The organism is Herbaspirillum sp. AP02 (assembly GCF_015767275.1).
In the GTDB taxonomy this organism is placed as follows: Bacteria; Pseudomonadota; Gammaproteobacteria; order Burkholderiales; family Burkholderiaceae_D; genus Herbaspirillum.
Map to the genome: position 1 here is coordinate 763,482 of NZ_JADWMY010000001.1, position 25,459 is coordinate 788,940.

The 25,459-nt window shown below is 62.5% G+C and carries 24 protein-coding genes and 5 tRNA genes; 2 read left to right on the forward strand and 27 right to left on the reverse strand.

Features of this window, described 5'->3' with window-relative positions; translation table 11 throughout:
• Positions 1 to 14 precede the first annotated feature (14 nt).
• The 6 genes from ybaL to I5R65_RS03420 all read right to left on the reverse strand — a co-directional run bounded on the left by ybaL (position 15) and on the right by I5R65_RS03420 (position 5,524).
• The gene (gene ybaL, locus I5R65_RS03395; RefSeq protein WP_180668802.1) at positions 15 to 1,655 is read right to left on the reverse strand and encodes a YbaL family putative K(+) efflux transporter; all 1,641 of its coding nucleotides are present in this window, start codon (positions 1,653 to 1,655) and stop codon (positions 15 to 17) included.
• A 175-nt stretch (positions 1,656 to 1,830) separates the two neighbouring features.
• Positions 1,831 to 2,709 carry a protease HtpX gene (htpX, locus tag I5R65_RS03400; RefSeq protein ID WP_180668803.1) on the reverse strand — a complete coding sequence of 293 codons (879 nt, stop codon included), beginning with the start codon at positions 2,707 to 2,709 and terminating at the stop codon, positions 1,831 to 1,833.
• 145 nt (positions 2,710 to 2,854) lie between these two features.
• Entirely contained in the window at positions 2,855 to 3,271 is a 417-nt protein-coding gene (locus I5R65_RS03405) for a hypothetical protein (RefSeq protein WP_180668804.1), read from the reverse strand.
• Positions 3,272 to 3,561: 290 nt separating this feature from the next.
• Positions 3,562 to 4,524: a diguanylate cyclase gene (locus I5R65_RS03410; RefSeq protein ID WP_180668805.1), complete on the reverse strand. Its 963-nt coding sequence runs from the start codon at positions 4,522 to 4,524 to the stop codon at positions 3,562 to 3,564.
• Positions 4,521 to 5,144, reverse strand: coding sequence for a chemotaxis protein CheC (locus I5R65_RS03415; protein WP_102663978.1), 624 nt, complete (start codon positions 5,142 to 5,144; stop codon positions 4,521 to 4,523). Before I5R65_RS03415 ends, I5R65_RS03410 begins: the two co-directional genes overlap by 4 nt.
• Complete coding sequence (locus I5R65_RS03420; RefSeq protein ID WP_180668806.1) at positions 5,141 to 5,524, reverse strand: response regulator transcription factor; 384 nt, start codon at positions 5,522 to 5,524, stop codon at positions 5,141 to 5,143. Before I5R65_RS03420 ends, I5R65_RS03415 begins: the two co-directional genes overlap by 4 nt.
• 322 nt (positions 5,525 to 5,846) lie before the next feature.
• Between I5R65_RS03420 and I5R65_RS03425 the strand changes: the two genes are divergently transcribed.
• A complete protein-coding gene (locus I5R65_RS03425) occupies positions 5,847 to 7,262 on the forward strand; it encodes a cache domain-containing protein (RefSeq protein ID WP_180668807.1) in 1,416 nt (471 codons plus the stop codon).
• On the forward strand, positions 7,255 to 7,908 hold the full coding sequence (locus tag I5R65_RS03430; RefSeq protein ID WP_180668808.1) for a response regulator transcription factor: 654 nt from the start codon (positions 7,255 to 7,257) through the stop codon (positions 7,906 to 7,908). Before I5R65_RS03425 ends, I5R65_RS03430 begins: the two co-directional genes overlap by 8 nt.
• A gap of 45 nt (positions 7,909 to 7,953) precedes the next feature.
• On the opposite strand, the gene I5R65_RS03435 is transcribed toward I5R65_RS03430, so the two are convergent.
• From I5R65_RS03435 to I5R65_RS03535, 21 genes are all read right to left on the reverse strand, one after another.
• Complete coding sequence (locus I5R65_RS03435) at positions 7,954 to 8,583, reverse strand: histidine phosphatase family protein (RefSeq protein ID WP_370545870.1); 630 nt, start codon at positions 8,581 to 8,583, stop codon at positions 7,954 to 7,956.
• On the reverse strand, positions 8,571 to 9,404 hold the full coding sequence (locus tag I5R65_RS03440; protein WP_180668810.1) for an adenosylcobinamide-GDP ribazoletransferase: 834 nt from the start codon (positions 9,402 to 9,404) through the stop codon (positions 8,571 to 8,573). Before I5R65_RS03440 ends, I5R65_RS03435 begins: the two co-directional genes overlap by 13 nt.
• Complete coding sequence (cobT, locus tag I5R65_RS03445; protein WP_180668811.1) at positions 9,397 to 10,440, reverse strand: nicotinate-nucleotide--dimethylbenzimidazole phosphoribosyltransferase; 1,044 nt, start codon at positions 10,438 to 10,440, stop codon at positions 9,397 to 9,399. Before cobT ends, I5R65_RS03440 begins: the two co-directional genes overlap by 8 nt.
• 156 nt (positions 10,441 to 10,596) lie before the next feature.
• Entirely contained in the window at positions 10,597 to 11,571 is a 975-nt protein-coding gene (locus I5R65_RS03450; RefSeq protein ID WP_180668812.1) for a chemotaxis protein, read from the reverse strand.
• Between the two features lie 296 nt (positions 11,572 to 11,867).
• Positions 11,868 to 11,943 (reverse strand) — tRNA-Gly (locus I5R65_RS03455).
• 51 nt (positions 11,944 to 11,994) lie between these two features.
• Positions 11,995 to 12,070 (reverse strand) — tRNA-Gly (locus tag I5R65_RS03460).
• Between the two features lie 52 nt (positions 12,071 to 12,122).
• A tRNA-Gly gene (locus tag I5R65_RS03465) sits at positions 12,123 to 12,198 on the reverse strand.
• A gap of 11 nt (positions 12,199 to 12,209) precedes the next feature.
• Positions 12,210 to 12,283, reverse strand: a tRNA-Cys gene (locus tag I5R65_RS03470).
• A 152-nt stretch (positions 12,284 to 12,435) separates the two neighbouring features.
• A tRNA-Gly gene (locus tag I5R65_RS03475) sits at positions 12,436 to 12,511 on the reverse strand.
• 70 nt (positions 12,512 to 12,581) lie between these two features.
• Positions 12,582 to 13,181 carry a CDP-diacylglycerol--glycerol-3-phosphate 3-phosphatidyltransferase gene (pgsA, locus tag I5R65_RS03480; RefSeq protein WP_180668813.1) on the reverse strand — a complete coding sequence of 200 codons (600 nt, stop codon included), beginning with the start codon at positions 13,179 to 13,181 and terminating at the stop codon, positions 12,582 to 12,584.
• Between the two features lie 121 nt (positions 13,182 to 13,302).
• The gene (gene uvrC, locus I5R65_RS03485) at positions 13,303 to 15,159 is read right to left on the reverse strand and encodes an excinuclease ABC subunit UvrC (protein WP_370460953.1); all 1,857 of its coding nucleotides are present in this window, start codon (positions 15,157 to 15,159) and stop codon (positions 13,303 to 13,305) included.
• A gap of 24 nt (positions 15,160 to 15,183) precedes the next feature.
• Positions 15,184 to 16,212 (reverse strand): beta-N-acetylhexosaminidase, encoded by a 1,029-nt coding sequence (gene nagZ / locus I5R65_RS03490; RefSeq protein ID WP_180668815.1) that lies wholly within the window; start codon positions 16,210 to 16,212, stop codon positions 15,184 to 15,186.
• Positions 16,209 to 16,601, reverse strand: a complete 393-nt coding sequence (gene acpS / locus I5R65_RS03495; protein ID WP_180668816.1) for a holo-ACP synthase — start codon at positions 16,599 to 16,601, stop codon at positions 16,209 to 16,211. The genes nagZ and acpS overlap by 4 nt, the downstream gene beginning before the upstream one ends.
• 10 nt (positions 16,602 to 16,611) lie before the next feature.
• The gene (gene pdxJ, locus I5R65_RS03500; protein ID WP_180668817.1) at positions 16,612 to 17,391 is read right to left on the reverse strand and encodes a pyridoxine 5'-phosphate synthase; all 780 of its coding nucleotides are present in this window, start codon (positions 17,389 to 17,391) and stop codon (positions 16,612 to 16,614) included.
• Between the two features lie 142 nt (positions 17,392 to 17,533).
• A complete protein-coding gene (gene recO, locus I5R65_RS03505; RefSeq protein ID WP_180668818.1) occupies positions 17,534 to 18,394 on the reverse strand; it encodes a DNA repair protein RecO in 861 nt (286 codons plus the stop codon).
• Between the two features lie 103 nt (positions 18,395 to 18,497).
• Positions 18,498 to 19,427: a GTPase Era gene (gene era, locus I5R65_RS03510; RefSeq protein ID WP_180668819.1), complete on the reverse strand. Its 930-nt coding sequence runs from the start codon at positions 19,425 to 19,427 to the stop codon at positions 18,498 to 18,500.
• Positions 19,424 to 20,398: a ribonuclease III gene (gene rnc, locus I5R65_RS03515; protein ID WP_180668820.1), complete on the reverse strand. Its 975-nt coding sequence runs from the start codon at positions 20,396 to 20,398 to the stop codon at positions 19,424 to 19,426. Before rnc ends, era begins: the two co-directional genes overlap by 4 nt.
• 203 nt (positions 20,399 to 20,601) lie before the next feature.
• Positions 20,602 to 21,516, reverse strand: coding sequence for a signal peptidase I (gene lepB / locus I5R65_RS03520; RefSeq protein WP_180668821.1), 915 nt, complete (start codon positions 21,514 to 21,516; stop codon positions 20,602 to 20,604).
• A 1-nt stretch (position 21,517) separates the two neighbouring features.
• Positions 21,518 to 23,311 (reverse strand): translation elongation factor 4, encoded by a 1,794-nt coding sequence (gene lepA, locus I5R65_RS03525; RefSeq protein ID WP_180668822.1) that lies wholly within the window; start codon positions 23,309 to 23,311, stop codon positions 21,518 to 21,520.
• Positions 23,312 to 23,561: 250 nt separating this feature from the next.
• Positions 23,562 to 23,852, reverse strand: coding sequence for a glutaredoxin family protein (locus tag I5R65_RS03530; RefSeq protein WP_180668823.1), 291 nt, complete (start codon positions 23,850 to 23,852; stop codon positions 23,562 to 23,564).
• Between the two features lie 113 nt (positions 23,853 to 23,965).
• Complete coding sequence (locus I5R65_RS03535; RefSeq protein ID WP_180668824.1) at positions 23,966 to 25,444, reverse strand: DegQ family serine endoprotease; 1,479 nt, start codon at positions 25,442 to 25,444, stop codon at positions 23,966 to 23,968.
• Positions 25,445 to 25,459 lie beyond the last annotated feature (15 nt).

Genomic DNA, 25,459 nt, shown 5'->3' on the forward strand with positions numbered 1-25,459 from the left:
CGTTGACTGAACCATCAGGCGCCCTGCCCCACCATGTCGAGCATGCCCCGGGCGATTTCGCGTTCCCCCATGATGACGCGCTGGGCACCATGTTTTTCCAGGTGCTCGATCTCGGCATCCGAATGGGCCCGCGCCACCACCTGCAGTCCGGGGTTCAGCTCCAGCGCATTCTCGATCACCTGCCCGGCCTCGAATACTTCGGGAATGGCCACCAGCAACCAGCGGGCGCGATCCACGGCGGCCGCCTTCAACAGTTCGCTCTGGGCGGCATTGCCATACAGGGCTGGCACACCGGCGCTGCGCAGGGCATCCAGGTTTTCCCGTTCCGCCTCGATGACCACGAAGGGCCGGCCCTGGGCACGCAATTGCTCGCCGATGCCCCGCCCCACCCGGCCATAGCCGATCAGTACGACGTGATCCTGCAGGTCGACGGTCGGTGGCGCATTGTTGGCGTCAGGCTCTTTGGGCTGGCGCGCCTCGTAGCGATCCAGCAGCGAGAACAGCAGCGGATTGAGCAGGATGGAGAGAATGGCGCCACCCAGGATCAGGTCGCGTGCCATCGGCGAGAGCAGGTCCAGCGACAGTCCCAGCGTTGCCAGGATGAAGGAAAATTCACCGATCTGCGCCAGGCTGGCCGAGATCGTCAAGGCGGTCGAATTCGGATGACCGAAGACCCGCACGATCATCAATGCCGCCAGCGACTTTCCGACCACGATGATGAGCACCGTCGCCAGCACCAGCAAGGGCTCGCGTACCAGGATCGAGGGGTCGAACAGCATCCCCACCGAGACGAAGAACAGCACCGAGAAGGCGTCGCGCAGCGGTAGGGATTCCTCGGCGGCACGATGGCTCAACTCGGATTCGGACAGGATCATGCCCGCAAAGAAGGCCCCCAGCGCGAAGGAAACACCGAACACATAGGCCGAACCCAGTGCGAAGCCCAGCGCAATGGCCAGCACCGCCAGGCGGAACAGCTCGCGCGAGCCGGTATCGGCAATGCGCTCCAGGATCCAGGGAATGACGCGACGACCGACGATGAGCATCACCGCGACGAAGGCCACCACCTTGCCCAACGTGATCCCCAGCGTCAGCAGCACCGCATTGCCGCTCAGGGCCTCGCCCTTGCCGCCGAGGATGCCCGACAGCGCCGGGATCAGCACCAGCGCCAGCACCATGGCAATGTCTTCGACGATCAGCCACCCGACGGCGATGCGCCCACGCTGGGTCTCCACCAGGCGCCGCTCCTGCAGGGCCTTGAGCAACACTACGGTACTGGCCACCGATAAGGCCAGCCCGAACAGGAAACCTTCACCCACCGGCCAGCCCAGCACCCACCCCATCCCCATGCCCAGCAAGGTCGCGATGGCGATCTGGGCGACCGCTCCGGGGATGGCGATGTTCTTGACCGACAGCAGGTCCTTGAGCGAGAAGTGCAGCCCCACCCCGAACATCAGCAGGATCACTCCGATCTCGGCCAGCTCCTGGGCCAGGTCGGCATCGCCCACGAAACCGGGAGTAAAGGGGCCGATGGCGATGCCGGCGACCAGGTAACCGATCAGCGGCGGCATTTTCAGACGATGGGCCAGGGTGCCGAAGATAAAGGCCAGCACCAGGCCTGCGACAATGGTGGCGATCAGGGGGGTGTGATGGGGCATCAGTCAGGGTTCCTTTCTAGGTGGATGAAATTGATGGAGATGACTGCAGATGAAGCACGAAGGATACCGACGACCACGCAAAGACTAACATGGCCGTCGGTCGACCGCGGTGGCGAACTGCGGCGCTTGGCGCGGCGCCGCTGGTCCACCGCCTGCGGTCATTACGCCATGGCGATCAGCGGGCCGCCTGCAGGGCCGCGATGCGCGACTCCAGCGGTGGGTGGCTGGAAAACAGCCCCAACCAGGCGTCGCGACCGGAAATGCCGGACGCCTGCAGGTTCTGCGGCAAGCCGTCGGATTGCAGGCCGCCCAGGCGACGCAGGGCATTGATCATCGGCGCGCGGGAGCCCATGAGCGTAGCGGCGCCAGCATCGGCTCGATACTCACGCTGGCGCGAGAAGTACATGACGATGACGCTGGCCAGGATGCCGAACACGATCTCGCAGATGAAGACGGTCACCATGTAGGCGATGCCGGGGCCGGAATTTTCTTCGTTGTTGCGACGCAGGAAGGAGTCGACGAAATAGCCGACGATGCGGGCAAAGAACATCACGAAGGTATTGACCACTCCCTGGATCAGGGTCAGCGTCACCATGTCGCCATTGGCGATGTGCGCCACTTCGTGGGCCAGCACGGCTTCCACTTCTTCCTTGGTCATGCCCTGCAGCAGGCCGGTGGATACCGCCACCAGAGAATTGCTCTTGCTGGCACCGGTGGCGAAGGCGTTGGGCGGACCGTCATAGACCGCCACTTCCGGCATGGGCAACTGGGCGCGGGTGGCCAGGGTCTGCACGGTCTGCAGCAGCCACAGTTCGGTGGAATTCTGCGGCTGCTCGATCACGCGCGCTCCGGTAGACCACTTGGCGATGGTCTTGGACATGAACAGCGAAATGAAGGAGCCACCAAACCCCATCAGGCCGCAGAACACCAGCAGCATGCCGAAGTTGAGGCCATTGGCGGTGAGGTAGCGATTCACCCCGAGCAGGCTGGCCGTGACGCTCAGGACCAGCATCACGGCCAGATTGGTAACGAGGAACAGAGCAATGCGTTTCATGGTTTTTCCTGTAGAACGAAATGAAAGCGTCCGGCACGAGCCGGTCGCCAAGACTGGGGAAACGTGAAATCAGGGAGAGGGAGCGCGCCGCCGGGGGCGGACCATCACTGCGGACGCGACGTGGGCGCGAGCAGATCAGGCAGGCTCAGGCCAATGGTGGCGGGCGCAACTGATCGCGCAGGTAGGACGACCAGGCAGGAATTGCCGAAAAGGCGTGGGGAAACGGGTACCAGTGCAGCTCCGGGGTGACGATACGCGCCGGCAAGGCGGGGTCTTCCAGTTCAGCCTGCAGCGATGGCCGGTCATCGTCATCGTCCACGGGCGCGCCGGGATCGCTGGTGGTCGCGCCAGCCACGTCGGCCAGCGCCGTCAACGTGTGCCAGGCACGATGGTCCGGCCTGGCCTGCTCGGCTTGCGGGCAGGAAGCCGCCCCGGCAGCGGTGTTGTGCAATGCGTTGTGCAATTCGACGCGTAACTGCTGGCGAAGCTGCGACTCTCCCGTGGCTGCCAGCAATTGCAGCGGGATCAGCAGAGTCAGCAACAGAAGCAGCAATCGGCGCATCAAATCCTTGTCAGATGGAAAGAAAACGGAGCTAAGAGCAGGAGCCATTCACAGGCGTCAACACGGTAACATCCGTCAGCATTTCGTCAGCAATGGCGGCCCGGCATTATACGCAATATCACCGCCTGGCCGCTGCCGACCGTTCTCCCCAGAATCAAGCCGGCAGGAAAGTTATCCACAAAAGCTGTGAACAAGCCTGTTGATAAGCGCCCTGACAGTTTCTGACATGCTTGCTGAGCAAGGGTTTCCAATAAATTGCCCTTGTTTTACACAAAGGTGAAGAAATTGGCCTAGATGGTGGAGACCACCTTGTTACGGCCGCCCAGTTTGGCGCGGTAGAGCGCGGCATCGGCCGCCTCCAGGAGCTGGCGACCCTCTGCATCGTCCCGCAGTTCACGCGTGCAGACGCCGACACTGATGGTCAGACGCCGCTCGACCAGCGACTTTTCATGGGGCTCGGCCAGCTGATAGACCGCCTGACGCAACACTTCGCCAAGTTCAGCGGCCCGCACCGGCTGCAGATTGCCGACCAGGAGGATGAATTCCTCGCCACCATAGCGCGCCAGCACGTCGTCCGGGCGCTGCAGGTGCGCGCGCAGGGTCTCGGCCACGCGCTTGAGCACGCGATCGCCGCCACCGTGACCATAGAGGTCGTTGTACTGCTTGAAATAATCCACGTCGATCATGAACAGGGAGAGCGTTCCGCCCTCTTCCCGGACCCGCTGCAAGGCGCGGGCGTAGTTCTCATCGAAGTAGCGGCGATTGGGAATGCCGGTCAGGCCGTCGGTACCAACCTGGCGCTTGAGCACTTCCGAATGGGACAGCAGCATCTTCTCGCGCTTGAGCGAATTGCTGGCATCGGTGACCTGCATCAGGCACAGGCGCTGGCCGTCCGGATTGTCGATGGGCGTGAGTACCACCGACTGCGCCATCCTCTGGCCGCCCTCCCCTTGCCCGCCCGGATGGTGCGGGTAGAGCGGCAAGGGAGAACGGTGCAAGGCGCTGGAGAGCAGCGAGGGCAGGCCGTAGCTGAGCGTATTGTCCAGGGCGCGCAGCAGGGCTGGCGTCACCTGCCCCGCAAACAGCGCGGCAAAGTCGGCATTGAGGGCAGCGCTGGCAGGCACACGGCTATGGCGCGCCATCCAGGCGTTCCACAGCAGGATGTTCAAGTCCCCGTCCAGCATGACCAGGCCGCAATTGAGCTGGTCGTAGACGTCCTCCAAGCGGAAGCGCCCAGCAACGAAACTGCTCATGTCAACTCGATCTTCCTCAGATAGGCCTGGACATGCTCGACCAGTGCGTGCAAGGACGTGGAACTGAGCAGGAAGATGAGATGGCCATCGGTCTGGTGTTTCTCGATGACCAGATCGATGTGCAGCACCAGCACGTAGCGCTCGTCGGACTGCACCTCCGACAGGCGCGAGGAAATCTCCTCCGGGGAGGACACCACATACTGCGGCAGGGAACTGTTGAGCGTGATCTCCAGCATGTCGGCCATGGCCGACAGGCAGGCATTGAGGATGATGTTGCCCAGTTCGCACATGGCCTCGCGTTCGAACTCGGCCAGCTGGTCCAGGCTCATTTGCGACCCCATCATGTCGCGCACGATGGCCAGCGCCCGGTCTTCGGTAAAGAGCAGCACCGCCTCGGCATCGAAGGGGCCGTAGAAATTCTGGCTCACCGTGGCAAAGCGGCCCTGGATGCGCGGCAGCAGTTGCTCGTTGATGGCGTCGGTGCGCAAGACCTCCACCGAAGGCACGGTCAGGCGCACTTCATCGCCGACGATTTCCGACAGGCTCTGCGCAGCGCGACCGGCACCGACATTGAAGATCTCGGTCAGGGCATCGCGTTCGATTTCCGACAGGATGCTCACACCGGTCCCCGGAAATGCAGCAAGGCCTGGGCAATCGACTTTTCCGTGACCGGCTTGGCGACAAACACGGCGCCCAGTTGCTGGGCCCGCGTCTGTGCGGCCTCCTGGATATTGGCCGAGAAGATCGCCACCCGCACGGTGGGCTGGAGCTGCAGGATCTGCTCGGCGGCGTCGGTGCCGAGCATGCCGGGCATGTTGATGTCCATCGTGCAGTAATGCGGCGCATTCTGCTGCACCACGCGGATCGCCTCTTCCCCGCTGGCCGCTTCCACCACCTGCCAATCCGGGTGCACCGCCAGCACGTGGGCCTTGATCACCATACGCGATACCTTGCTGTCGTCGACGATGAGGAGAGTCTTGCCTGTTGCGTCATTAACCATCTTGAATCACTTTGACTATCAGAAAGCTGAATACAAGCTGAAAACAAACAGCTGAACGAAAATGCAGAAAAAAACTGGATAAATGCTGACACCTACTGACAAGTTGTCAGACATTTAAGAATGATAAATCAAAATCAAGCCGGGCCGTATGGGGGAATCCCTGATAAAACCTGCATCTATCAAAGATGCAACATGAATATTACTCCGGTGGGACCGCTTTCTCACGCCACTGCAGCCGACATCTTGACCTGTGGCAATATCGCGATGCCGGCGCAACGCAGATTTTCGGCTGGGCGTGCAGGGCTTGGGTAGAATCCCGGGCATGAAGCTGCGCCAGAAGATCATTTTCCTCGCCATTGTCCCCCTGGGCCTGGCCTTTGCCGCCATTGCGCTGGTGGTGCGCTACCAGGCGGTGGAACTGGCCCGCCAGCAGCGCGCCACCATCGAAGCCGCCTATCTGGCCAGCAAGAACACCGAATTGCGGCATTACGTGGACCTGGCGCAGCACGCACTGGCTCACCTCTACGACACAGGACGCAGCGACGACGCCATCAAGGAAGAGGCGCGCCGCATCCTGGCCGACATGGAGTTCGGCGACGATGGCTATTTTTTCGTCTATGACGACCATGGCCGCAACATCGTCCACCCGCGCCAACCGGAACTGGTGGGACTGGACATGTGGGACTGGCGCGACGAGTCCGGCAGCCCCACCATCCAGCACCTGATCACGCTGGCCCATCAGGGCGGCGGCTTCGAACATTACCTGTGGCGCAAGCCGTCCAGCAAGGCGGTGGCGCCCAAACTGGGTTACGTGATCGGCCTGCCCCGCTGGGGCTGGGTGATCGGCACCGGCATCTATCTCGACGACGTTGAAAAGGCGCTGGCCCAGGTGGATCACCAGAACTCCGGCCACCTGCGCCGGACCATGCTGCTGATCGCCGCCATTGCGCTGTCCAGCGCGCTGGTGGTGGGCCTGGCCGGCGTCCTCCTGAACCTGAGCGAACACCGCGTCGCCGATGCCAAGCTGCGCCAGCTGGCGCAGCGCGTGGTGCGCTCGCAGGAAGAAGAACGCGCCCGCCTGTCACGCGATCTGCATGACGGCATCAGCCAATGGCTGGTATCGATCAAGCTGCAGATCGAGGCGGCACTGGAGCGTCTGCGCGGCACGCCCGAGCAGGCCGCCCAGGCGCGCCTGGGCTTCGAGAAGACCGCGACCCAGATCAATGGCGTGCTGGCCGAAGTAAGGCGCATCTCGCACGACCTGCGCCCGGCCATCCTGGACGACCTCGGTCTGGCGGCGGCACTGGAACATCTCTGCGGCGAATGGCGCGCTACCCTTGGCGACGGTACAGGTGCCGAGCACAGTGAAAGCCGGATCGACTTCGAGAGCGACGGCAACATCGGCGATGGCGCGCCTCTGTCCGACGTGGTCAATACCGTGCTCTTCCGGGTGGCTCAGGAAGCGCTGACCAACATCGCCCGCCATGCGCACGCCAGCCAGATCAGGATGCGCCTCTACGGCGGCCACAATCTGATCATGCTGCAGGTCCAGGACAATGGTTGCGGCTTCGACCTGGGCCAGGTGGACGATCACTCGCGCCACGGCATCGGTCTGCGCAACATGCGCGAGCGCATGGAGTCGGTGGGCGGCGAACTGGCGATCGATTCGTCGGCCGCCGGCACCAGCATCAGCGCCATCATTCCCCGTTCCTCCCTGTTCCTCTCCCCCCATGGCTGAATTCATTCCCATTGCACCGGCACTGACCCGCATCATGCTCATCGACGACCATCCGCTGGTGCGGGATGGCTTGCGGGCACGCCTGGAAACGGTGCCTGGCCTGCTGGTGGTGGCCGAAGCCGGCAATGCCGAGGAAGCGCTGGCCGCCGCCAGCGCGCAGCAGATCGACCTGACGCTGATGGACATCAACATGCGCGGCATCAACGGGATCGAGCTGACCGCCCGCTTCCACGCCCTGCATCCGGAAATCGCGGTGCTCATCCTGAGCATGCATGACAAGGCCGAATACGTGATGCAATCGATCCAGGCCGGCGCCCGTGGCTACGTACTCAAGGACGCGCCCAGCCAGGACATCGTGCAAGCCATCGAGACCGTGCGCTCGGGCGGCATCTACTACAGCGCTGCGCTGGCACGCCAGTTGACCCAGCCGCTGCCGGCGCGCGACCTGCTTACCCAGCGCGAGCGGGAGGTGCTGCAGCACATCGCCAACGGCGAATCGAACAAGCAGATCGCCCGCGAACTGGACCTGAGCGTACGCACGGTGGAAACCCATCGACTCAACATCAAGCGCAAGCTCAACATCGATGGGCAGGCCGAGCTGATCAAGTTCGCGGTGGAGTCACGCAGCAGCAGCGGCACGTCCTGACTGGCCCAGGCCGGGGCGCGCCGATGCCGGCCGGCATGATGCATGTCACGCCGCCGGCGTGGGCATCGCGGGCAAGGTCAGGCTGATCACTTCCCCAAAACCGATCTGACGTCGCTGTGCCATGGCGCGCAGGGCAATGTCTTCACATGCCTGTTGATCCGGGGCCCGTGTGTCGCCCCGCTCGGCGCGCCATTGGGCGCAGGCGTGCAGCATACGGATCGATCCGGCGTGACAGACCACGATGGCAGCCGGTGTGGCGCGGGCACGCATGCTCCGGAGGGCCTGCCAGATGCGCCAGGCCATGGCCGGCAATGTCTCGCCACCACCGGGCGCATGGTGCAGCAGGTCCTGGTTCCAGGCCTCGACCTCGGCCCAGGGGATATCGTCCCAGTGGCGCAATTCCCAACTGCCGAAATCCATTTCCTGCAAATCGCGCTCCAGCACCACATCGGCTTGCCCCAGCCGCAGCGCCAGCAGTTGCGCCAGCCCGGCACAACGATGCAGGGGGCTGCTGAACACCGGCACATTGCGCGGCAGTTGCGTGACCAGTTGCTCCAGGCACTGCTGTTGCACCTCAGGTGCGACCGCGATGTCGCTGCGGCCATAGCAGGTGCGCTGATCCAGCACCGGTTGTGGATGGCGGATCAGGTAGAGCAGCATGTTCAGGCGTTCCACCAGGCCGGCAGCGTGGCCAGCGCGCCGAGATAGAACGCGGTCTCGCTCAATTGCTGGACGGCGCCCAGGCAATCGCCGGTATAGCCGCCCAGTCGCTGCTGGAAACGGCGCGCCAGCCAGCCGGCGGCCAGCGCCGCGAACAGCACGCCCACCACGATGCGTTGCCAGGACATGAGACCGACGGCCCACACGCCCAAGACCGGCAAAGCGGCGCACAGCGACGCCAACAGGAATTCACCGCCATGCATGTGCTGGGCCAGCGGCTTGGCCTTGCCTTGCTCGCGCACGTAGTCCATGCGCCAGATCAGGCAGGTCGCCAGCCAGCGCGACACGGGGTGGGCCATGCCCAGTACGGCCAATACCTGCAGGGGCAGGAGCGCGTTGAGCGCAACCACCTTGGTAACCAGTAGCAGGACGATCCCGATCACGCCATAGCTGCCCAGGCGAGAATCGCGCATGATCTCCAGGGCGCGTTCGCGTTCCACCGCGCCACCTAGCCCATCGCAGACATCGGCAAAGCCGTCCTCATGGAAAGCCCCTGTGAGCCAGATGCCGACCGCCGTCGACAACAGCACCGCCAGCAGATGCGGCCAGAACTGCACGGCCAGCAGATATACCAGCGCGCAGGCCCAGGCCACGAACCAGCCCACCAGTGGAAAATAGCGCGTGCAACGCTGCAGCCATTCCGGCTGGAAGCCGACCCAACGCGGGATGGGCAGGCGCGTGAAGAACTGCAGGGCGATGAAGAATAGCCTCAGTTGATGCACCGCACCCGCGCTGCGTGCGGACGGGTCACCGGAGTCCGGGTGCGGTTCAGCCATGTCTGACGCTGACGCTGGCCGAGGAAAAGGTCGCCATCTGCTCCAGGAAATTGATCGCCGCCCGCAGCAGGGGCAAGGCCAGCGCAGCTCCGGTGCCCTCGCCCAGGCGCAGATCCAGCTGCATCAGCGGCCGGGCCTGCAGATGCTGCAGCATGCGAGCGTGGCCGGCCTCGTCGGAGCAGTGGGAAAACACGCAGTAGTCCAGCACCGCCGGCTGCAAGGCCGCCGCCACCAGCAGCGCCGACGTGACGATGAAACCGTCGATCAGCAGGACCAGGCGCCGCTTGGCGGCGCCCAGCATGGCGCCGACCATGAAGGCGATCTCCAGGCCACCCAGCGCCGCCAGTTGTTCCAGCGGCGCCAGCGGCGTACTCGCCTGCGCGTGCAGGCGCAGTGCCCGCGTGATGGCATCGGCCTTGCGCGCCATGCCCTGCTGGTCCAGCCCGGTGCCGGCGCCGATACAATCCTCCACGGCCATGCCGGTCAGCGCGGCCATCAAGGCGGCCGCCGCAGTCGTGTTGCCGATCCCCATCTCGCCAAAACCGAGCACGTCCGCATCCACCGACTCGGCCCATTGCAGGCCGGCCTGGATGGCAGCCTCGCATTGCGCTGCGGTCATCGCCGGATCATCGCAGAAATTGGCGGTACCGTGGGCAATCTTGCGATCCAGCAGGCCGGCACGAACACCAAAATCATGATTGACGCCGACGTCGACGATGGTCAGCGCGCAGTCGTTCTGGCGCGCAAAGACATTGATGGCCGCGCCGCCGGCCAGGAAATTCTCGACCATCTGCCAGGTCACGCTTTGCGGATAGGCGGAAACCCCCTCTGCGGTGACCCCGTGGTCGCCCGCACAGATGACGATGGCCGGCCGCCGCAGGGTGGGACGGTCGGTGGCCTGGATCAGGCCGATCTGCCGCGCCAGGTGCTCCAGCGCGCCGAGGCTGCCCTGGGGCTTGGTCTTGTCGTTGATGCGCGCGTCCAGGCGCGCTGCCAGCGCGGCATCGTGGGTGGAAACGAGGGTGGGAATCTGCATGGCGTCGTGCTCGGCGCCGCATGGCGCGACAGGATCAAGGGAGCGACAGTATAAGAGATCGCCACGACCGGCGGAGGCGACGACCCGCGGTGCGGACGTAAAAAAAGCAGGGAGCCCTGCGACTCCCTGCTCTGGACGACAGGATGAAGGACTCGATCAGGCCTTCACGGCCGCCTTGTCCAGCACACCGTAGATGGTCGAGGCCAGCTCGTTGGCTTCGAACTTGGCGACATAGGCATCGCCCCCCACGCTGCGCACGTGATCCTCGTTGGCCGAGCCGGACAACGAGGAGTGGATGATGACGGGAATGCTCTTGAGGAAGTCTTCGCGTTTGATATTGCGGGTCAACGTGAAACCGTCCATTTCCGGCATTTCCAGGTCGGTCAGGACGAAGGAAATCTTGTCGGAGATCGGCTTGCCCTCGGCGCGTGCTTCCTTGGCCAGTTTCTGGATCTTTTCCCAGGCGTCCTTGCCGGTGACGTGCATCTCGAAGGGAATCTCCATGGCCCGCAAGCCCTGTTCGATGAGCGAGCGCGCCACCTTGGAGTCATCCGCCGCAATGGCCACGGTCCCCGGACGGATGCCATGACCGGTGCTCTTCTCCAGGCTCTCCATCTTCAGGTGACGGTCGCTGGGCATGATCTCGTGCAGGATCTGCTCCACATCGAGCACCTGGGCCAGACGGCTGGTGTCCTTGTCGTTGTCCAGGCGCGCAATGCTGGTAACGAAGGCGCCACCGCTGCTGGTTTCGGCCGACAGCACCTGGCTCCACTCCAGGCGCACGATCTCGTCCACCGACTCCACCGCAAAGGCCTGGGTGCTACGGGCATATTCGGTGACCAGCAGGATGTTCAGGCCGGTCTTGGGCACACAGCCGACCACGGCCGGCAAGTCGATCACCGAAATGATCTGGCCCCGGATGTTGACCATGCCCAGCATCGGCGATTGCGTACCGGCCGCCTTGGTGACCGGCGGCATGGGCACGATTTCACGAATCTTGAAGACGTTGATGCCGAACAACTCGGAGCGCTCGCCATGTGGGTCCGCCCCCAGACGGAACAGCAGCAGCTCGAACTTGTTAGATGCGGTGAGATTGGTTCTCTCGTCGATCTCTTTCTGGAAATTGTCCATTTCCCCCTCTCCCCGTATGTCTGAATTTGACAGGCAAGTGCCTGATTTAGCAATGTAGTGGGGAAAGTGTGCGGTGGCAATCAGTCAATTTCCTAGCCTTGATCCAGGCACTTTGACGCAACACCCGGCCTGAGATCAATTGCGACGCCTCTAGCTCCCATTTACGCCCGCGATAGCGCAGGCCGCGCTGGAATGCGGCAAACCGGAGAAGACAAGGGAGAGGAAAACCGGGAGGGTCAGCAGAAAGCGGAAACCGGAAAGCAAAAAAGGAAGCCCGGAGGCTTCCTTTTTCAACTTGGAGCGGGAGAAGAGTCTCGAACTCTCGACCTATACCTTGGCAAGGTATCGCTCTACCAACTGAGCTACTCCCGCATGGGACCTTACATCTACTGCAACAGGAGCCGAAGCCGCCTGCCTTGAAACTGGAGCGGGAGAAGAGTCTCGAACTCTCGACCTATACCTTGGCAAGGTATCGCTCTACCAACTGAGCTACTCCCGCATGGGAACCTGCATCTACTGCAACAGGAAGCCGAAGCTGCCTGCCTTGAATCTGGAGCGGGAGAAGAGTCTCGAACTCTCGACCTATACCTTGGCAAGGTATCGCTCTACCAACTGAGCTACTCCCGCATGGAGCGTTTTGGAGGCGGGGGTCGGGATCGAACCGGCGTAGACGGCTTTGCAGGCCGCTGCATAACCACTTTGCTACCCCGCCTTGGGGACACGCATACTACCTAAAACACGTGTTGTTTGCAAACATCTTTTTTGACTTTTTCGACAACTTTCGAAAGCCAAACTTTCAATGCATGCTCACCTATCACAATAAAAAAAGGAAGCTTTGTGAGGCTTCCTTTTTTCCAAGTAACCTGGAGCGGGAGAAGAGTCTCGAACTCTCGACCTATACCTTGGCAAGGTATCGCTCTACCAACTGAGCTACTCCCGCATCGAAAACAGAACGCTATTATAAGTCACCGTTGGCGCTTGTCAACTATCAAACTTGGTTTTTTAATTATTTATTTAATTATCTTCTTGCGGTTTTCAGCGTCGGCTTCCTTGATCATCGGCATGGCGCGACGCAGGTAATACAGCATCGACCACACCGTCAGCACCGCCGCCACCAGCAGCAGCAGGCTGCCCCACAGGCGGGTATCGATAACGGAGAACAGCGTGTCGTAATACAGCAGCATGGGGATGGCGATCATCTGGGCAGTGGTCTTGATCTTGCCCAGTGAACTGACCGCCACCGACTTGGAGGCACCGATCTGGGCCATCCATTCGCGCAGGGCCGAGATGGCGATCTCGCGACCGATGATGACGAAGGCGATCACGGGATGCACGCGATCCAGGTGCACCAGCACCAGCAGCGCACCGGTGACCATGAGCTTGTCGGCAACCGGGTCGAGGAAGGCACCGAAGGCCGAGGTCTGGTTCCAGCGCCGGGCCAGGAAGCCGTCGAACCAGTCGGTCGCCGCAGCGACGATGAAGACGGCAGTAGCAGCGATACCCTGCTCATAGCGGTTCAGGCCGATCTCGGGCAGGTAATAGACACCGACCACCAGAGGAATGAGCGCCACCCGCAACCAGGTCAGCAGAATCGGAATATTGAAAGGCATACGTCTTGGAGGGTTGGAGCGGCGTACACAAAAAAAATTTACCGAATAGTAGCAGAGTCATCCCCTGCTGCGCCGCCTTTCATTCGGCGGCCGCCGCGCGACGCATCCAGCGCGTGGCGGATCAGTGCAATTGCCGGTAGATTTCCTCGGCCAGCTGGCGCGAAATGCCTTCCACCGAGGCCAGGTCGTCCACACTGGCATCGACCACGCCGCGCAGGCCACCAAAGCGCACCAGCAGCCGCTGGCGACGCTTGGCACCGATGCCTTCGATCTCTTCCAGGCGCGAACTCTGGCGTGCCTTGGCGCGCTTGGCTCGCATGCCGGTGATGGCGAAGCGGTGTGCTTCGTCGCGGATCTGGGCGATCAACATCAGTGCGGCCGACTCCTTGCCCAGTTCCTTGGGCGCGCGTCCATCTGCAAAGACCAGGGTTTCCAGGCCGACCTTGCGCCCTTCCCCCTTGGCCACGCCGACGATGAGGCTGATATCCAGTCCCAGTTCGGTGAGCACCTGGCGCGCCATTTCCACCTGCCCCTTGCCGCCGTCGATCAGGACGATGTCGGGCATCACACCTTCGCCGTTGGCGACCTTTTCGTAACGGCGCGTGAGCACCTGACGCATGGCGGCGTAGTCGTCACCTGGGGTGATATCGTTGATGTTGTAGCGGCGGTATTCACCGTTCTGCATGGCATGGTGATGGAACACCACACAGGATGCCTGCGTGGCCTCGCCCTGGGTGTGGCTGATGTCGAAGCATTCGGCGCGCAGCTCGTCCAGGTCGTCGCGTTCCAGTTCCAGCACCTCGGCCAGGGCACGCGTGCGGGCCTGCTGCGAACCCTGTTCGGAGAGCAACCGGGCCAGCGCGATGCCGGCGCCCTTGGTCGCCATTTCCAGCCACTGCCGGCGTTGCCCCTGGGGCTGGAAGGTCAGCGTGATGCGGTGGCCGCACTGCTCCATCAACGCCACCATCAGGGCCGGGTCGTCGAATTCGGTCCCCACGATCAGCGAGCCGGGAACGAACTTGTCGATGTAATGCTGGGCCAGGAAGGCCTTGAGCACTTCGACTTCGATGCTGTCTTCGGCGGTATCCATCGCATCGTCGACGTGCGTGGGGAAATAGGCGCGATCGCCCAGATGACGGCCGCCCCGCACCATCGCCAGGTTGACGCAGGCACGACCGCCCTGCACGACCACGGCGATGATGTCGATGTCGGCGTCGCTGACGGTTTCCATGCTCTGCTGGTGCAGTACGCTAGAGAGCGAGCCGATCTGGTCGCGCACGGCAGCGGCCTGCTCGAACTTGAGGTCGGCGGCGAAGGCATGCATCTTCTGCTCCAGTGCTTCCATCACTTCGCTTTGGCGGCCGCGCAGGAATTTGGAGGCATTCTCGACGTCGATGACGTAGTCTTCGCGGCTGACCAGATTCACGCAGGGGCCGCTGCAGCGGTGGATCTGGTGCAGCAGGCAGGGACGGGTGCGATTGGTGAACACCGTGTCTTCGCAGGTGCGCAGCAGGAAGACCTTCTGCAGGATCTGGATCGATTCCTTGACTGCACCGGCATTGGGAAACGGCCCGAAATACTGGCTGCGCTTGTCCACCGCGCCACGGTAGTAGGCCATGCGCGGAAAGGCGTGGCCGGTGATCTTCAGGTAGGGGTAGGACTTGTCGTCGCGAAAGAGGATGTTGAAGCGCGGACGCAGGGTCTTGATCAGGTTGTTTTCCAGCAGCAGCGCTTCGGCTTCGCTGCGGGTTACCGTGGTTTCCAGACGGGCGATGCGCTCGACCATCATGGCGATGCGCGGGCTGGTCAGGGTCTTCTGGAAATAGCTGGAGACGCGCTTCTTGAGGTCGCGTGCCTTGCCCACGTAGAGCACATTGTCTTCGGCATCGAAGTAGCGATAGACGCCCGGCAGGTGCGGCAGACGGGCGACCGTTTCAAGCACAATCTCACGTGGATCGGGCAGCGCAGAGGCAGGCATATCGGACATGGATCTGAGCGCAGCTTACAGCGATTGCAGCAATGTGCGGGCAGCCAGGTAGCGCGCATCGGCTTGCAGCGCATCCCAGCCCAGGGCCTGGCCCAACGGCAGCAGGCTGGCACGGCGTGTGGCGGAAGCGGCAGCGGTGCCCCCCTTGAGACCGGCCAGAATGGCATCGGCCTTGTCGGGCGAATTGCAGATCAGCGCCACGTCGCACCCCGCATCCAGGGCGGCCTGCGCGGCCTCCAGCGGGCCACCGGCGACACTGGCGCCGTGCATGCTGAGGTCGTCGCTGAAGATCACTCCCTGGAAGCCAAAGCGCTCACGCAGCAGCGACAGCCATACCTTGGAGAAACCGGCCGGCTGGGCATCCACCTTGGGATAGATGACGTGGGCCGGCATCACTGCCGCCAGGCTCATGCCGAGCCAGTCGTAGGGCATGGCGTCCTCGCCGAGGATGTCCTCCAGTTCCCGCTCATCGACCGGGATGGCCACGTGCGAATCGGCCGTGACGAAACCGTGACCGGGGAAATGCTTGCCACAATTGGCCATGCCGGCCAGCGCCAGGCCATGGTTGAGGCTCTTGGCCAGCAAGGTCACCACGCGCGGATCGCGATGGAAGGCGCGGTCGCCGATCACGGTCGAGACGCCATAGTCGAGGTCCAGCACCGGCGTGAAGGACAAGTCGATACCGCAGGCGCGCAACTCGGCCGCCAGCACGAAACCGGTGGTCGTCGCCAGCTTGGTGGCCTGCAGCACATCACGCTCCCACAGCTGGCCGAGCTGGCCCATGGCCGGCAGACGCGTGAACCCATCACTGCGGAAACGCTGCACACGCCCGCCTTCATGGTCGACCGCAATCAGGATGCCGGGACGTGCCTGGCGGATCGCGCTGGTCAGCGCGATCAACTGCGCACGGTTCTCGTAGTTACGGGCAAACAGGATGACACCGCCGGTCAGCGGGTGCTGCAGGCGGGCGACATCGGCGGCATCCAGCCGCGTGCCGACCACGTCCAGCATCACCGGACCCAGGGGCTTGGCGGCTTGGTTCATGACTTCTCCACGATGACAAAGGCGACGGCGTATTCCACTTCGTCGGTGATGGTGACGTGGGCGCTGAGGCCCTGCTCTTGCATCCATTGTTGCAAGGTGCCGCTACAGACCACCACCGGCTTGCCGCTGGGAGCGTTCAGGACCTGCATGGCACGCCAGGTCATGGGCATGCGCATCCCCATGCCGATGGCCTTGGAAAAGGCTTCCTTGGCAGCGAAACGGGTCGCCAGGAAGCGAATGCCACGGGCCTCCACCTTGGCCTTGCGACGCAGGTATTTTTCCATCTCCTGCGGCCCCAGGATCTTGCCGGCGAAGCGATCACCGTGACGCTTGAGCGCCGCCTCCAGGCGCGGGATCTTGAGGATGTCGGTACCAATGCCGTAGATCATGCGACGCGCCTCAAGCCTTGACGCCGGTCTTGGTCGCTTCCAAGCGTGCCTTGACCATGATGGCCTTCATTTCGGAGACGGCATTGCGCCAGCCGACGAAGACCGCATGCGCCACCACGGCATGGCCGATGTTCAACTCGGCGATCTCGGGGATGGCCGCAATCGCCTGGACATTGGTGTAGTGCAAGCCGTGCCCGGCGTTGACCTTCAGGCCGAGCTTGATGCCGGCCAGCACGGCGGTGCGGATGCGTTCCAGTTCTTCCTGCTGCTCCTGCTCGCTGATGGCGTCGGCGTAGCGACCGGTGTGCAGTTCGATCACCGGCGCGCCCGATTCGGCCGCGGCCTGGATCTGCTGGACGTCGGGATCGATGAAGAGCGAGACGCGTACCTGTTCCTGCTGCAACTGGCGGATGGCGGACTGCACATCGGCAAAGTGGCCGGTCACGTCCAGCCCTCCTTCGGTGGTGACTTCGGTGCGCTTTTCCGGTACCAGGCAGACATCCTGCGGCTTGATGAAGCAGGCGAAGTCGATCATCTCCTTCGTGACTGCCGCTTCCAGGTTCATGCGGGTCTGCAGCAGCGGACGGATGGCCTTCACATCGTCGTCGCGGATGTGGCGACGGTCTTCGCGCAGATGCAGGGTGATGACATCGGCACCGGCTTCCTCGGCTTCCAGGGCAGCCCGGATCGGATCGGGATAGCGGGTGCCGCGTGCATTGCGCAGGGTGGCGACGTGGTCGATGTTGATGCCCAGTTCGATGGTCGGGCCGGCGGGCTGCAGGAAACTCATGGCGTCAGGATGTTTCGTGTGAGTGATATTCGGATGTGCTATGGGCATCTGGCCGCGCATCGGGGATGGTGCGGCCAGACGGTGATTGTAGCGACTTGGGAGCGTGCGTGGGAGAAGCGACGGCCGACTGGCCGCCACCAGATCACAATTGCATGAGGTCGATCAGGATCTGACGCGTATTCAACTGCGCCCCACCCAGGTGGTGCGCCAGCAGGTAGCGCATCAGGAATTTGCTCTGGAGCTGGGTGGTAGGGTCGCTGTAGTCCTCGCGCTCCATGTCCAGCAGGGTCTTGCCGCTGACCTTGGGCGCACGGTCTGAAATGCGCTCCGGACGCGTCCCCTGTTCCGGATCGACGACGTAGACGCTGTCAGCCTGCACGGTCTTGCCGCTGACCACGCAATGGCTCCAGTTGCCGGCCACACCGGTCTGCCTGAGCAGGACGCGTTCGAACTGGCGCAGCACGATGGGTGCGTTTTCGCCATGGGCCAGCTTGTTCAGGGTCGCCACGTAGTGATCGAACAGCTCCGGGTGGGCGTCTTCGCGGGCCAGCAGCTTGACCAGCAATTCGTTGAGATAGAAACCGCACAGCAGCGCCGACTTCTCCAGCGGCAGCAGGCCACCGACCCATTCGGCATCGGTCAGGGTACGCACCTCGGACTTGCCGCTCCAAGACAGCGAGAGCGGCTGGAAGGTCTGCAAGGCGCCACGCAACTTGGAGTGCGGACGCTTGGCGCCCTTGGCCACCAGCGCCACGCGACCGTGGTCACGCGAGAAGACGTCGATGATGAGGCTGGTTTCCTTGTACGGATAGCTGTGCAGCACGAAGCCTGGCTGGGCCAGTACCTTGTGCTCCTTCTCCGGCACGGCGCGGCTGCGCGCACGGGGCGCGGCCGGCTTGCGCGCCGGGGTTTTGGCAGGCGCCTGCGGCACGACCGCCGGCGCTGCGGCATTTGCCGGGTCAGCCTGGCTGTCGAGCTGGGATTCGGTGAGCATGGTAGTCATGGATATCCGTCCTGAATGCGTGAAGCCACGTCGTTAGGGCGCGGCGTAATGCCATGATGATGCAGGAATTTCGCACGGCCCGCAGGACGGGCCGCAGCCGGAATTATTCGTAGCCGTAGGCGCGCAGGCCGGCTTCGTTGTCGGCCCAGCCCGATTTGACCTTGACCCAGATCTCCAGGTAGACCGGACCGCCGAAGAGGCGCTCCATGTCCAGCCGCGACTGGGTGGAAATTTCCTTCAGACGTGCGCCCTTCTGACCGATCACCATCGCCTTGTGGGTGTCGCGTTCGACCAGGATGGCGGCAAAGACGCGACGCAGGTTACCTTCCTGCTCGAACTTCTCGATCAGCACCGTGCTGGTATAGGGCAGTTCTTCGCCGACAAAGCGGAACACCTTTTCACGCACGATTTCAGAGGCCAGGAATTTCTCGCTGCGGTCGGTGATGTCGTCCTCGTCGAACATCGGCGGATTCTGCGGCAGCAGCTTGCGCACCTCTTCCTGCAGGCGATCCAGCTGGAAGCGCTGCTTGGCCGAGACCGGGACTACGGCCGCAAAATCATGATGCGAAGCCACTTCGGCGGCAAAGGGCATGAGCGTGGTCTTGTCCTTGTTGCGGTCGGCCTTGTTCAATACCAGGATGCAGGGCACGTTGGACGGCAGCAGGTCCAGGACCTGCTTGTCGGCCGGGCCGAAGGTGCCCGCCTCGATGACGAACAGGATGACGTCGGCCGCCGTCAGGGTGTTGGTGACGGTACGGTTCAGGGTCTTGTTGAGCGCATTGCTGTGACGGGTCTGGAAACCGGGGGTATCGACGTAGACGTACTGGGTGTTCTCGATGGTCTGGATGCCGGTGATGCGGTGGCGCGTGGTCTGGGCCTTGCGCGAGGTGATGCTGACCTTGGCGCCGACCAGCACGTTCATCAAGGTCGACTTACCGACGTTGGGACGACCGACGATGGCGATGTAACCACAACGGTAATCATCAGCCGGGGTCTGCGCCGACGTGTCGCCGGCCATGGGGGAATCTGTCATGCTGTTCTTGATTGCGTGGCGGATGAAGCCGCCGAAATGGGTTCTGCCGCGACCGTTTCAGCGCGGTCGCCGGTGTTGTTCTTGCCCTCGTTGCGGGTGGCCGCCGCAGGGCTCTTCGGCTCCTTGGAGGACTTGGCCGGTTTGCTGGCAGGAGCACGCTCGGAGGAGGATGCTCCCTCCGGACGGTTGCCCTTACCGCTTTCCTGGTCCGGCGCATCGGGCTGGATGGTAGCGATGCCGGCCAGCTTCAACTGGGTGGTGCGGGTGCGTGGTTTGCGGCCGGCCGAGGGCGTCTTGGCCAGCGCCAGCTGCACCGCTTCCAATGCCAGTTTGGCGGCGGCTTGTTCACCGGCCCGGCGACTGCCACCGGTGCCGAAGACCTGGATGTCCAGCTTGGGCACCAGGCATTCGATCTCGAATTCCTGGCTGTGGGCGGCACCATGGGTGGCGATCACGTTGTATTGCGGCAGCGGGATTTTCTTGCCTTGCAGGAACTCCTGCAGCAGCGTCTTGGCATCCTTGCCCAGCGTGCGGGGATCGACGTGTTCCAGCACCGGGACATAGAGCGAGCGGATCACCCCACGCGCCGCATCGAAACCGGAATCGAGGAAGATGGCGCCAAACAGCGCCTCCAGGGTATCGGCCAGGATCGAGGGGCGGCGGAAACCGCCCGACTTCAGCTCGCCCTCGCCCAGGCGCAGGAACTGCGACAATTCCAGCCGCTGGGCGATCTCATACAGGGATTGCTGCTTGACCAGATTGGCGCGCAGGCGGGAAAGGTCGCCTTCGTCGATCTTGTCATAGCGTTCGAACAGCAGGGAAGCCACCACGCAGTTCAGTACCGAATCGCCGAGGAATTCCAGCCGCTCGTTATGCAAGGCGCTATGGCTACGATGGGTCAAGGCCTGCTGCAGGAGCGATGCGTCCTTGAAAGTGTGGCCTAGCCGTTGTTGCAAGAGTTGAGGATCCATTTTTTCATCCGTCATTCAGTCTGCCGCCCCGTTCGCGCAGTGGCGCGAGGATCGGGGATTACCAGCCTGACCAGTCAGCGGGATCGGTACAAAGCAAAGCTGAATACTGCTCCGGGTCTGCCTCCACAACGCAAAATTGCCAAATGGAAACTGCGGAAAACTGCGAAACCTTCGAAAGCTGCTCGACCAGAATGCGGCGCGCCTTAGTGGAAGCTGCCGATCCGCTTGATATCGCCCAGGTTCATCCAGACAAAGAAGGCCTTGCCGACGATGTTCTGGTCAGGCACAAAGCCCCAATACCGACTGTCGAGGCTGTTGTCCCGGTTGTCACCCATCATGAAATACTCGCCCGGCGGCACCGTGCAGGCAAAACCTTCGGCGTTGTAGGTGCACAGTTCGTGATGCGGGAAGGCATCCGGATTGGGCACGAAATTGGGAGCACGCTCATCAGTGAGGATCTTGTGATCCACGCCGGTCAGGTTTTCCTGCCATTGCTTATAGTACGTCAGATTTTCCTCGTCCAGATAATCCGGCAGCGCTTTATAAGAAATTTGTTCACCATTAACGGTTAAGCGCTTGTTTTTATAGACAATTTTATCACCGGGCACGCCAACAACGCGCTTGATGTAGTCCACCGATACATCCTTCGGATACTTGAAGACCATGACGTCGCCGCGCTGCGGCTGGTTCACTTCGATGATCTTCTTGTTGATGATGGGCAAGCGGATGCCATAGGTAAATTTGTTCACCAGGATCAGGTCGCCAACCAACAATGTGGGCACCATGGAACTGGAGGGAATCTTGAACGGCTCGTAAAGGAAGGAGCGCAGACAGAACACCAGTGCGATCACCGGGAAAAAGCTGCCCGAATACTCGATCCAGGCCGGCTGCTTCATCAGGCTGGCCTGCAGATCGGCACGACCGGTGGCCACGGCGCCGTCACGCTTGATGCCTTGCGCCTCGTCGCGCGCCACGCGGGCATCGAACTCGGCCAGAGCGGCATCGGCACGGGCACGGCGCTGCTTGGACAGGAAGAAGGTGTCGGCGAACCAGATCACGCCAGTCACCAGCATCAGGACGAACAGAATGAGTGCGAAGTTACCCAACAAAGCCTGCATGTTATTTATCGTCCACTTGTAAGATTGCCAGGAATGCTTCCTGCGGGATTTCGACCGAGCCCACCTGCTTCATGCGCTTCTTGCCGGCCTTCTGCTTTTCCAGCAGCTTGCGCTTGCGCGAGATGTCGCCACCGTAGCACTTGGCCAGCACGTTCTTGCGCATGGCCTTGACGTTCTCGCGCGAGATGATGGTGGCGCCGATGGCGGCCTGGATGGCGACGTCGAACATCTGGCGCGGAATCAGTTCGCGCATCTTGGCTGCCACCTGGCGGCCACGCAGTTGCGCAGCGGCGCGGTGCACGATGATGGCCAGCGCATCGACCTTCTCGCTGTTGATCAGCATGTCCACCTTGACCACGTCGGCGGCCCGGTATTCCTTGAACTCGTAGTCCATCGAGGCATAGCCGCGCGAGGTGGATTTCAGGCGATCAAAGAAGTCCAGCACGATCTCGGCCATCGGCATCTCGTAGGTCAGCTGGACCTGCTTGCCGTGGTAGCTCATGTTCATCTGGACGCCACGTTTCTGCGTGCACAGGGTGATGACCGAGCCCACGTATTCCTGCGGCATGTACAGGTTGACGGTGACAATGGGCTCACGGATTTCTTCGATCTTGGACACTTCCGGCATCTTCGACGGGTTGTCCACCATCAGCATGGTGCCGTCACGCTGCTGTACTTCGTACACCACCGTGGGGGCGGTAGTGATCAGGTCCATGTCGAACTCGCGCTCCAGGCGCTCCTGCACGATTTCCATGTGCAGCAGGCCCAGGAAGCCGCAGCGGAAGCCAAAGCCCAGCGCCTGCGAAACTTCCGGTTCGTACATCAGGGCGGCGTCATTGAGCTTCAGTTTTTCCAGCGAGTCACGCAAGGCATCGTACTGGTTGGCTTCCACCGGGAACAGACCCGCGAACACCTGCGGCTGCACCTCCTTGAAGCCCGGCAGCGGCGCCGGCGCCGGCTTGCCGGCCAGGGTGATGGTGTCGCCCACGCGGGCCGACTTCAGTTCCTTGATGCCTGCGATGACAAAACCCACCTGCCCTGCCCTGAGCGCCTCACGCGCTTGCGACTTGGGCGTGAAGACACCAATGCTCTCGGTCAGGTACTGGGTCTCGGTGGCCATCAGCAGGATCTTGTCCTTGGGTCGCAAGCTGCCATTGACGATGCGCACCAGCATGACCACGCCGACATAGTTGTCGAACCAGGAATCGATGATCAGGGCCTGCAAGGGCGCATCCGGGTCGCCCTTGGGCGCTGGCACCTTGGCGACGATGGCTTCCAGCACATCTTCCACGCCCAGACCGGTCTTGGCCGAGCACGGGGTGGCATCGGAGGCATCAATGCCGATGACGTCCTCGATTTCGCTCTTGGCGTTGTCGGGGTCGGCCGAGGGCAGGTCGATCTTGTTGAGTACGGGTACCACTTCTACACCCAGTTCCAGCGCGGTATAGCAGTTGGCGACTGTCTGCGCTTCCACACCCTGCGAGGCATCGACCACCAGCAGCGCGCCTTCGCAGGCCGACAGCGAGCGCGAGACTTCATAGCTGAAGTCGACGTGGCCCGGGGTATCGATCAGGTTGAGATTGTAGATCTGGCCGTCCTTGGCCTTATAGGACAGCGCTGCGGTCTGGGCCTTGATGGTGATGCCGCGCTCGCGCTCGATATCCATCGAATCGAGTACCTGGGCTTCCATCTCGCGGTTGGAGAGGCCCCCGCACAACTGGATGATGCGGTCGGCAAGGGTGGACTTGCCATGATCGATGTGGGCGATGATCGAGAAATTACGGATATTGTTCATTAACAGACTGGAAACGATGAAAAAAGGCGCTCCTAAGCGGGCAGTGCCCAGCCGAGCGCCTTTGCAACAGCTTATTCGACCCGGCATTTTACCGGATTTCAGAGGGACGAGCCCGACTTTCCGGTGCCCAGTCGGTCCGGCGAAGGCGAAAAAACCTCGGAAATGCACCCCACATGGCGCCGCCAAGCATGACTATCCAACAACTTTTTCCGGCTTGAATACCACTCCGGGGGCATCCCCCTCCCCGGCGCTACCCGGCTGCGAGAAAATCCTGCAAGCGTAGCGAGTCAAGATGGTAATGACACAACTGCAGCCACTGCCCGTCCGTCGCCCGCCCCATCAATACCGGCACCAGTTCGTCATATAACGCCAACAGCGCCGGATCGGCATCCACATCGATCATGTCGATCTGCGCAGGCCGCGCCCCGAGCGCGGTGCGCAAGGCGTCACGCAAGTCATCGCAAAGGTGACAGTAACTGCGCGAATAGATGATGAACTGCAACTCTGCGGCATGCACCGACGGGGATTCAGACAAGGACATGAAGCGGATAAGCGATCAATCCCGGGCAATGGATGGAAAAAGGCTGCGACTCCCGGGAATCGCAGCCTTGATGGCGCAACGCCCGAAGGCGCTGGCCACTCCCTTCAATTTCGTCAATTACCGCCGTTGGGGCGCAACGGCACGAATTGGGAAGAATCGCCACGGCGCACCAACACGGCCGCACGCTTCTTGGCATCCAGCTTGGAAACCAACTGCCCGAACTGCTTGGCATCCTTGATATCGACCTCGTTGAGACGCTGGATCACGTCGCCCGGGCGGATGCCGGCCGCGGCAGCCGCACCGCTGACCGCCTCCACCAGTACGCCGTTATCGACCTTCAACTCCTTTTTCTGGGCGTCAGACAGGTCGCTCACCACCAGGCCCAGGGCATTGGGGGTGTTATCCGGCTTGGCCTTCTTTTCCTCCGGCTGCTTGGGCTTGTCGGCTTCCAGCTCGACCACGGTCACCGTGAGATCACGTGCACTGCCCTTGCGCCAGATATTGACGGTCGCCTTGGCACCCGGCTTGGTGGCGCCCACCATGCGCGGCAGATCACTGGGCCGTTCGATGGCGGCGCCGTTGTATTTCAGGATGATGTCGCCCGCTTCCAGGCCAGCCTTCTCGGCCGGACCGCCGGCTTCCACGCGCTGCACCAGGGCCCCCTGGGCACGCGCCAGGCCCAGTGATTCAGCCACGTCCTTGGTCACTTCGCCGATCTGCACGCCAATGCGACCACGGGTCACGCGGCCGCTAGCCTTCAACTGGTCGGCCACGCGCAGCGCTTCATCGATGGGCACCGCGAAGGAAATCCCCATGAAGCCGCCAGAACGGCTGTAGATCTGCGAGTTGATGCCGACCACTTCACCCTTGAGGTTGATCAGCGGACCGCCCGAATTACCGGGATTGACGGCGACGTCAGTCTGGATCAGAGGCAGGTAGTCGCCGGTATCACGCGCCTTGGCCGAGACAATGCCGGCAGTGACCGTATTTTCCAGCCCGAACGGCGAGCCGATGGCCAGCACCCACTCGCCGACGCGGATCTTGTCGGAATCGCCCATGTTCAGGCGCGGCAGATTGCTGCCGTCGATCTTGAGCACAGCCACATCGGTGCGGGTATCGGAGCCGACGATCTTGGCCTTGAATTCACGCTTGTCGGTCAAGGTCACATAGACTTCGCTGGCACCGTCCACTACGTGGGCATTGGTCAGGATGAAGCCGTCGGCCGAGATGATGAAGCCGGAACCAACGCCACGCGGCACCTCATCCTGCTGCCCCTGCCCACCCTGTTTGCCATTGCCACGCGGCGTTCCGGGCTGCTGCTGGCGCGGGATGGGTATACCGAAGAAACGCCGGAAGAATTCCTGCATTTCCGGATCATCCATCCCGCCCTGCCCCTGGGCATTCTGGCGTACGCGCTCGGTAGTACGGATATTGACCACACCGGGGCCAGTGCGCTCGACGATGTCGGCGAAATCAGGCAGCGCGGCCACGCTCGGCGATGCCACGGGCGGCGCAGCCAGCACGCCCGGAGCGGCGGCCACAACGGAGGCGGCCAGCAAGGCGCTGGCAAAGGTCTTCTTCAACGGAGTCATTGCAACAGTCTCTCT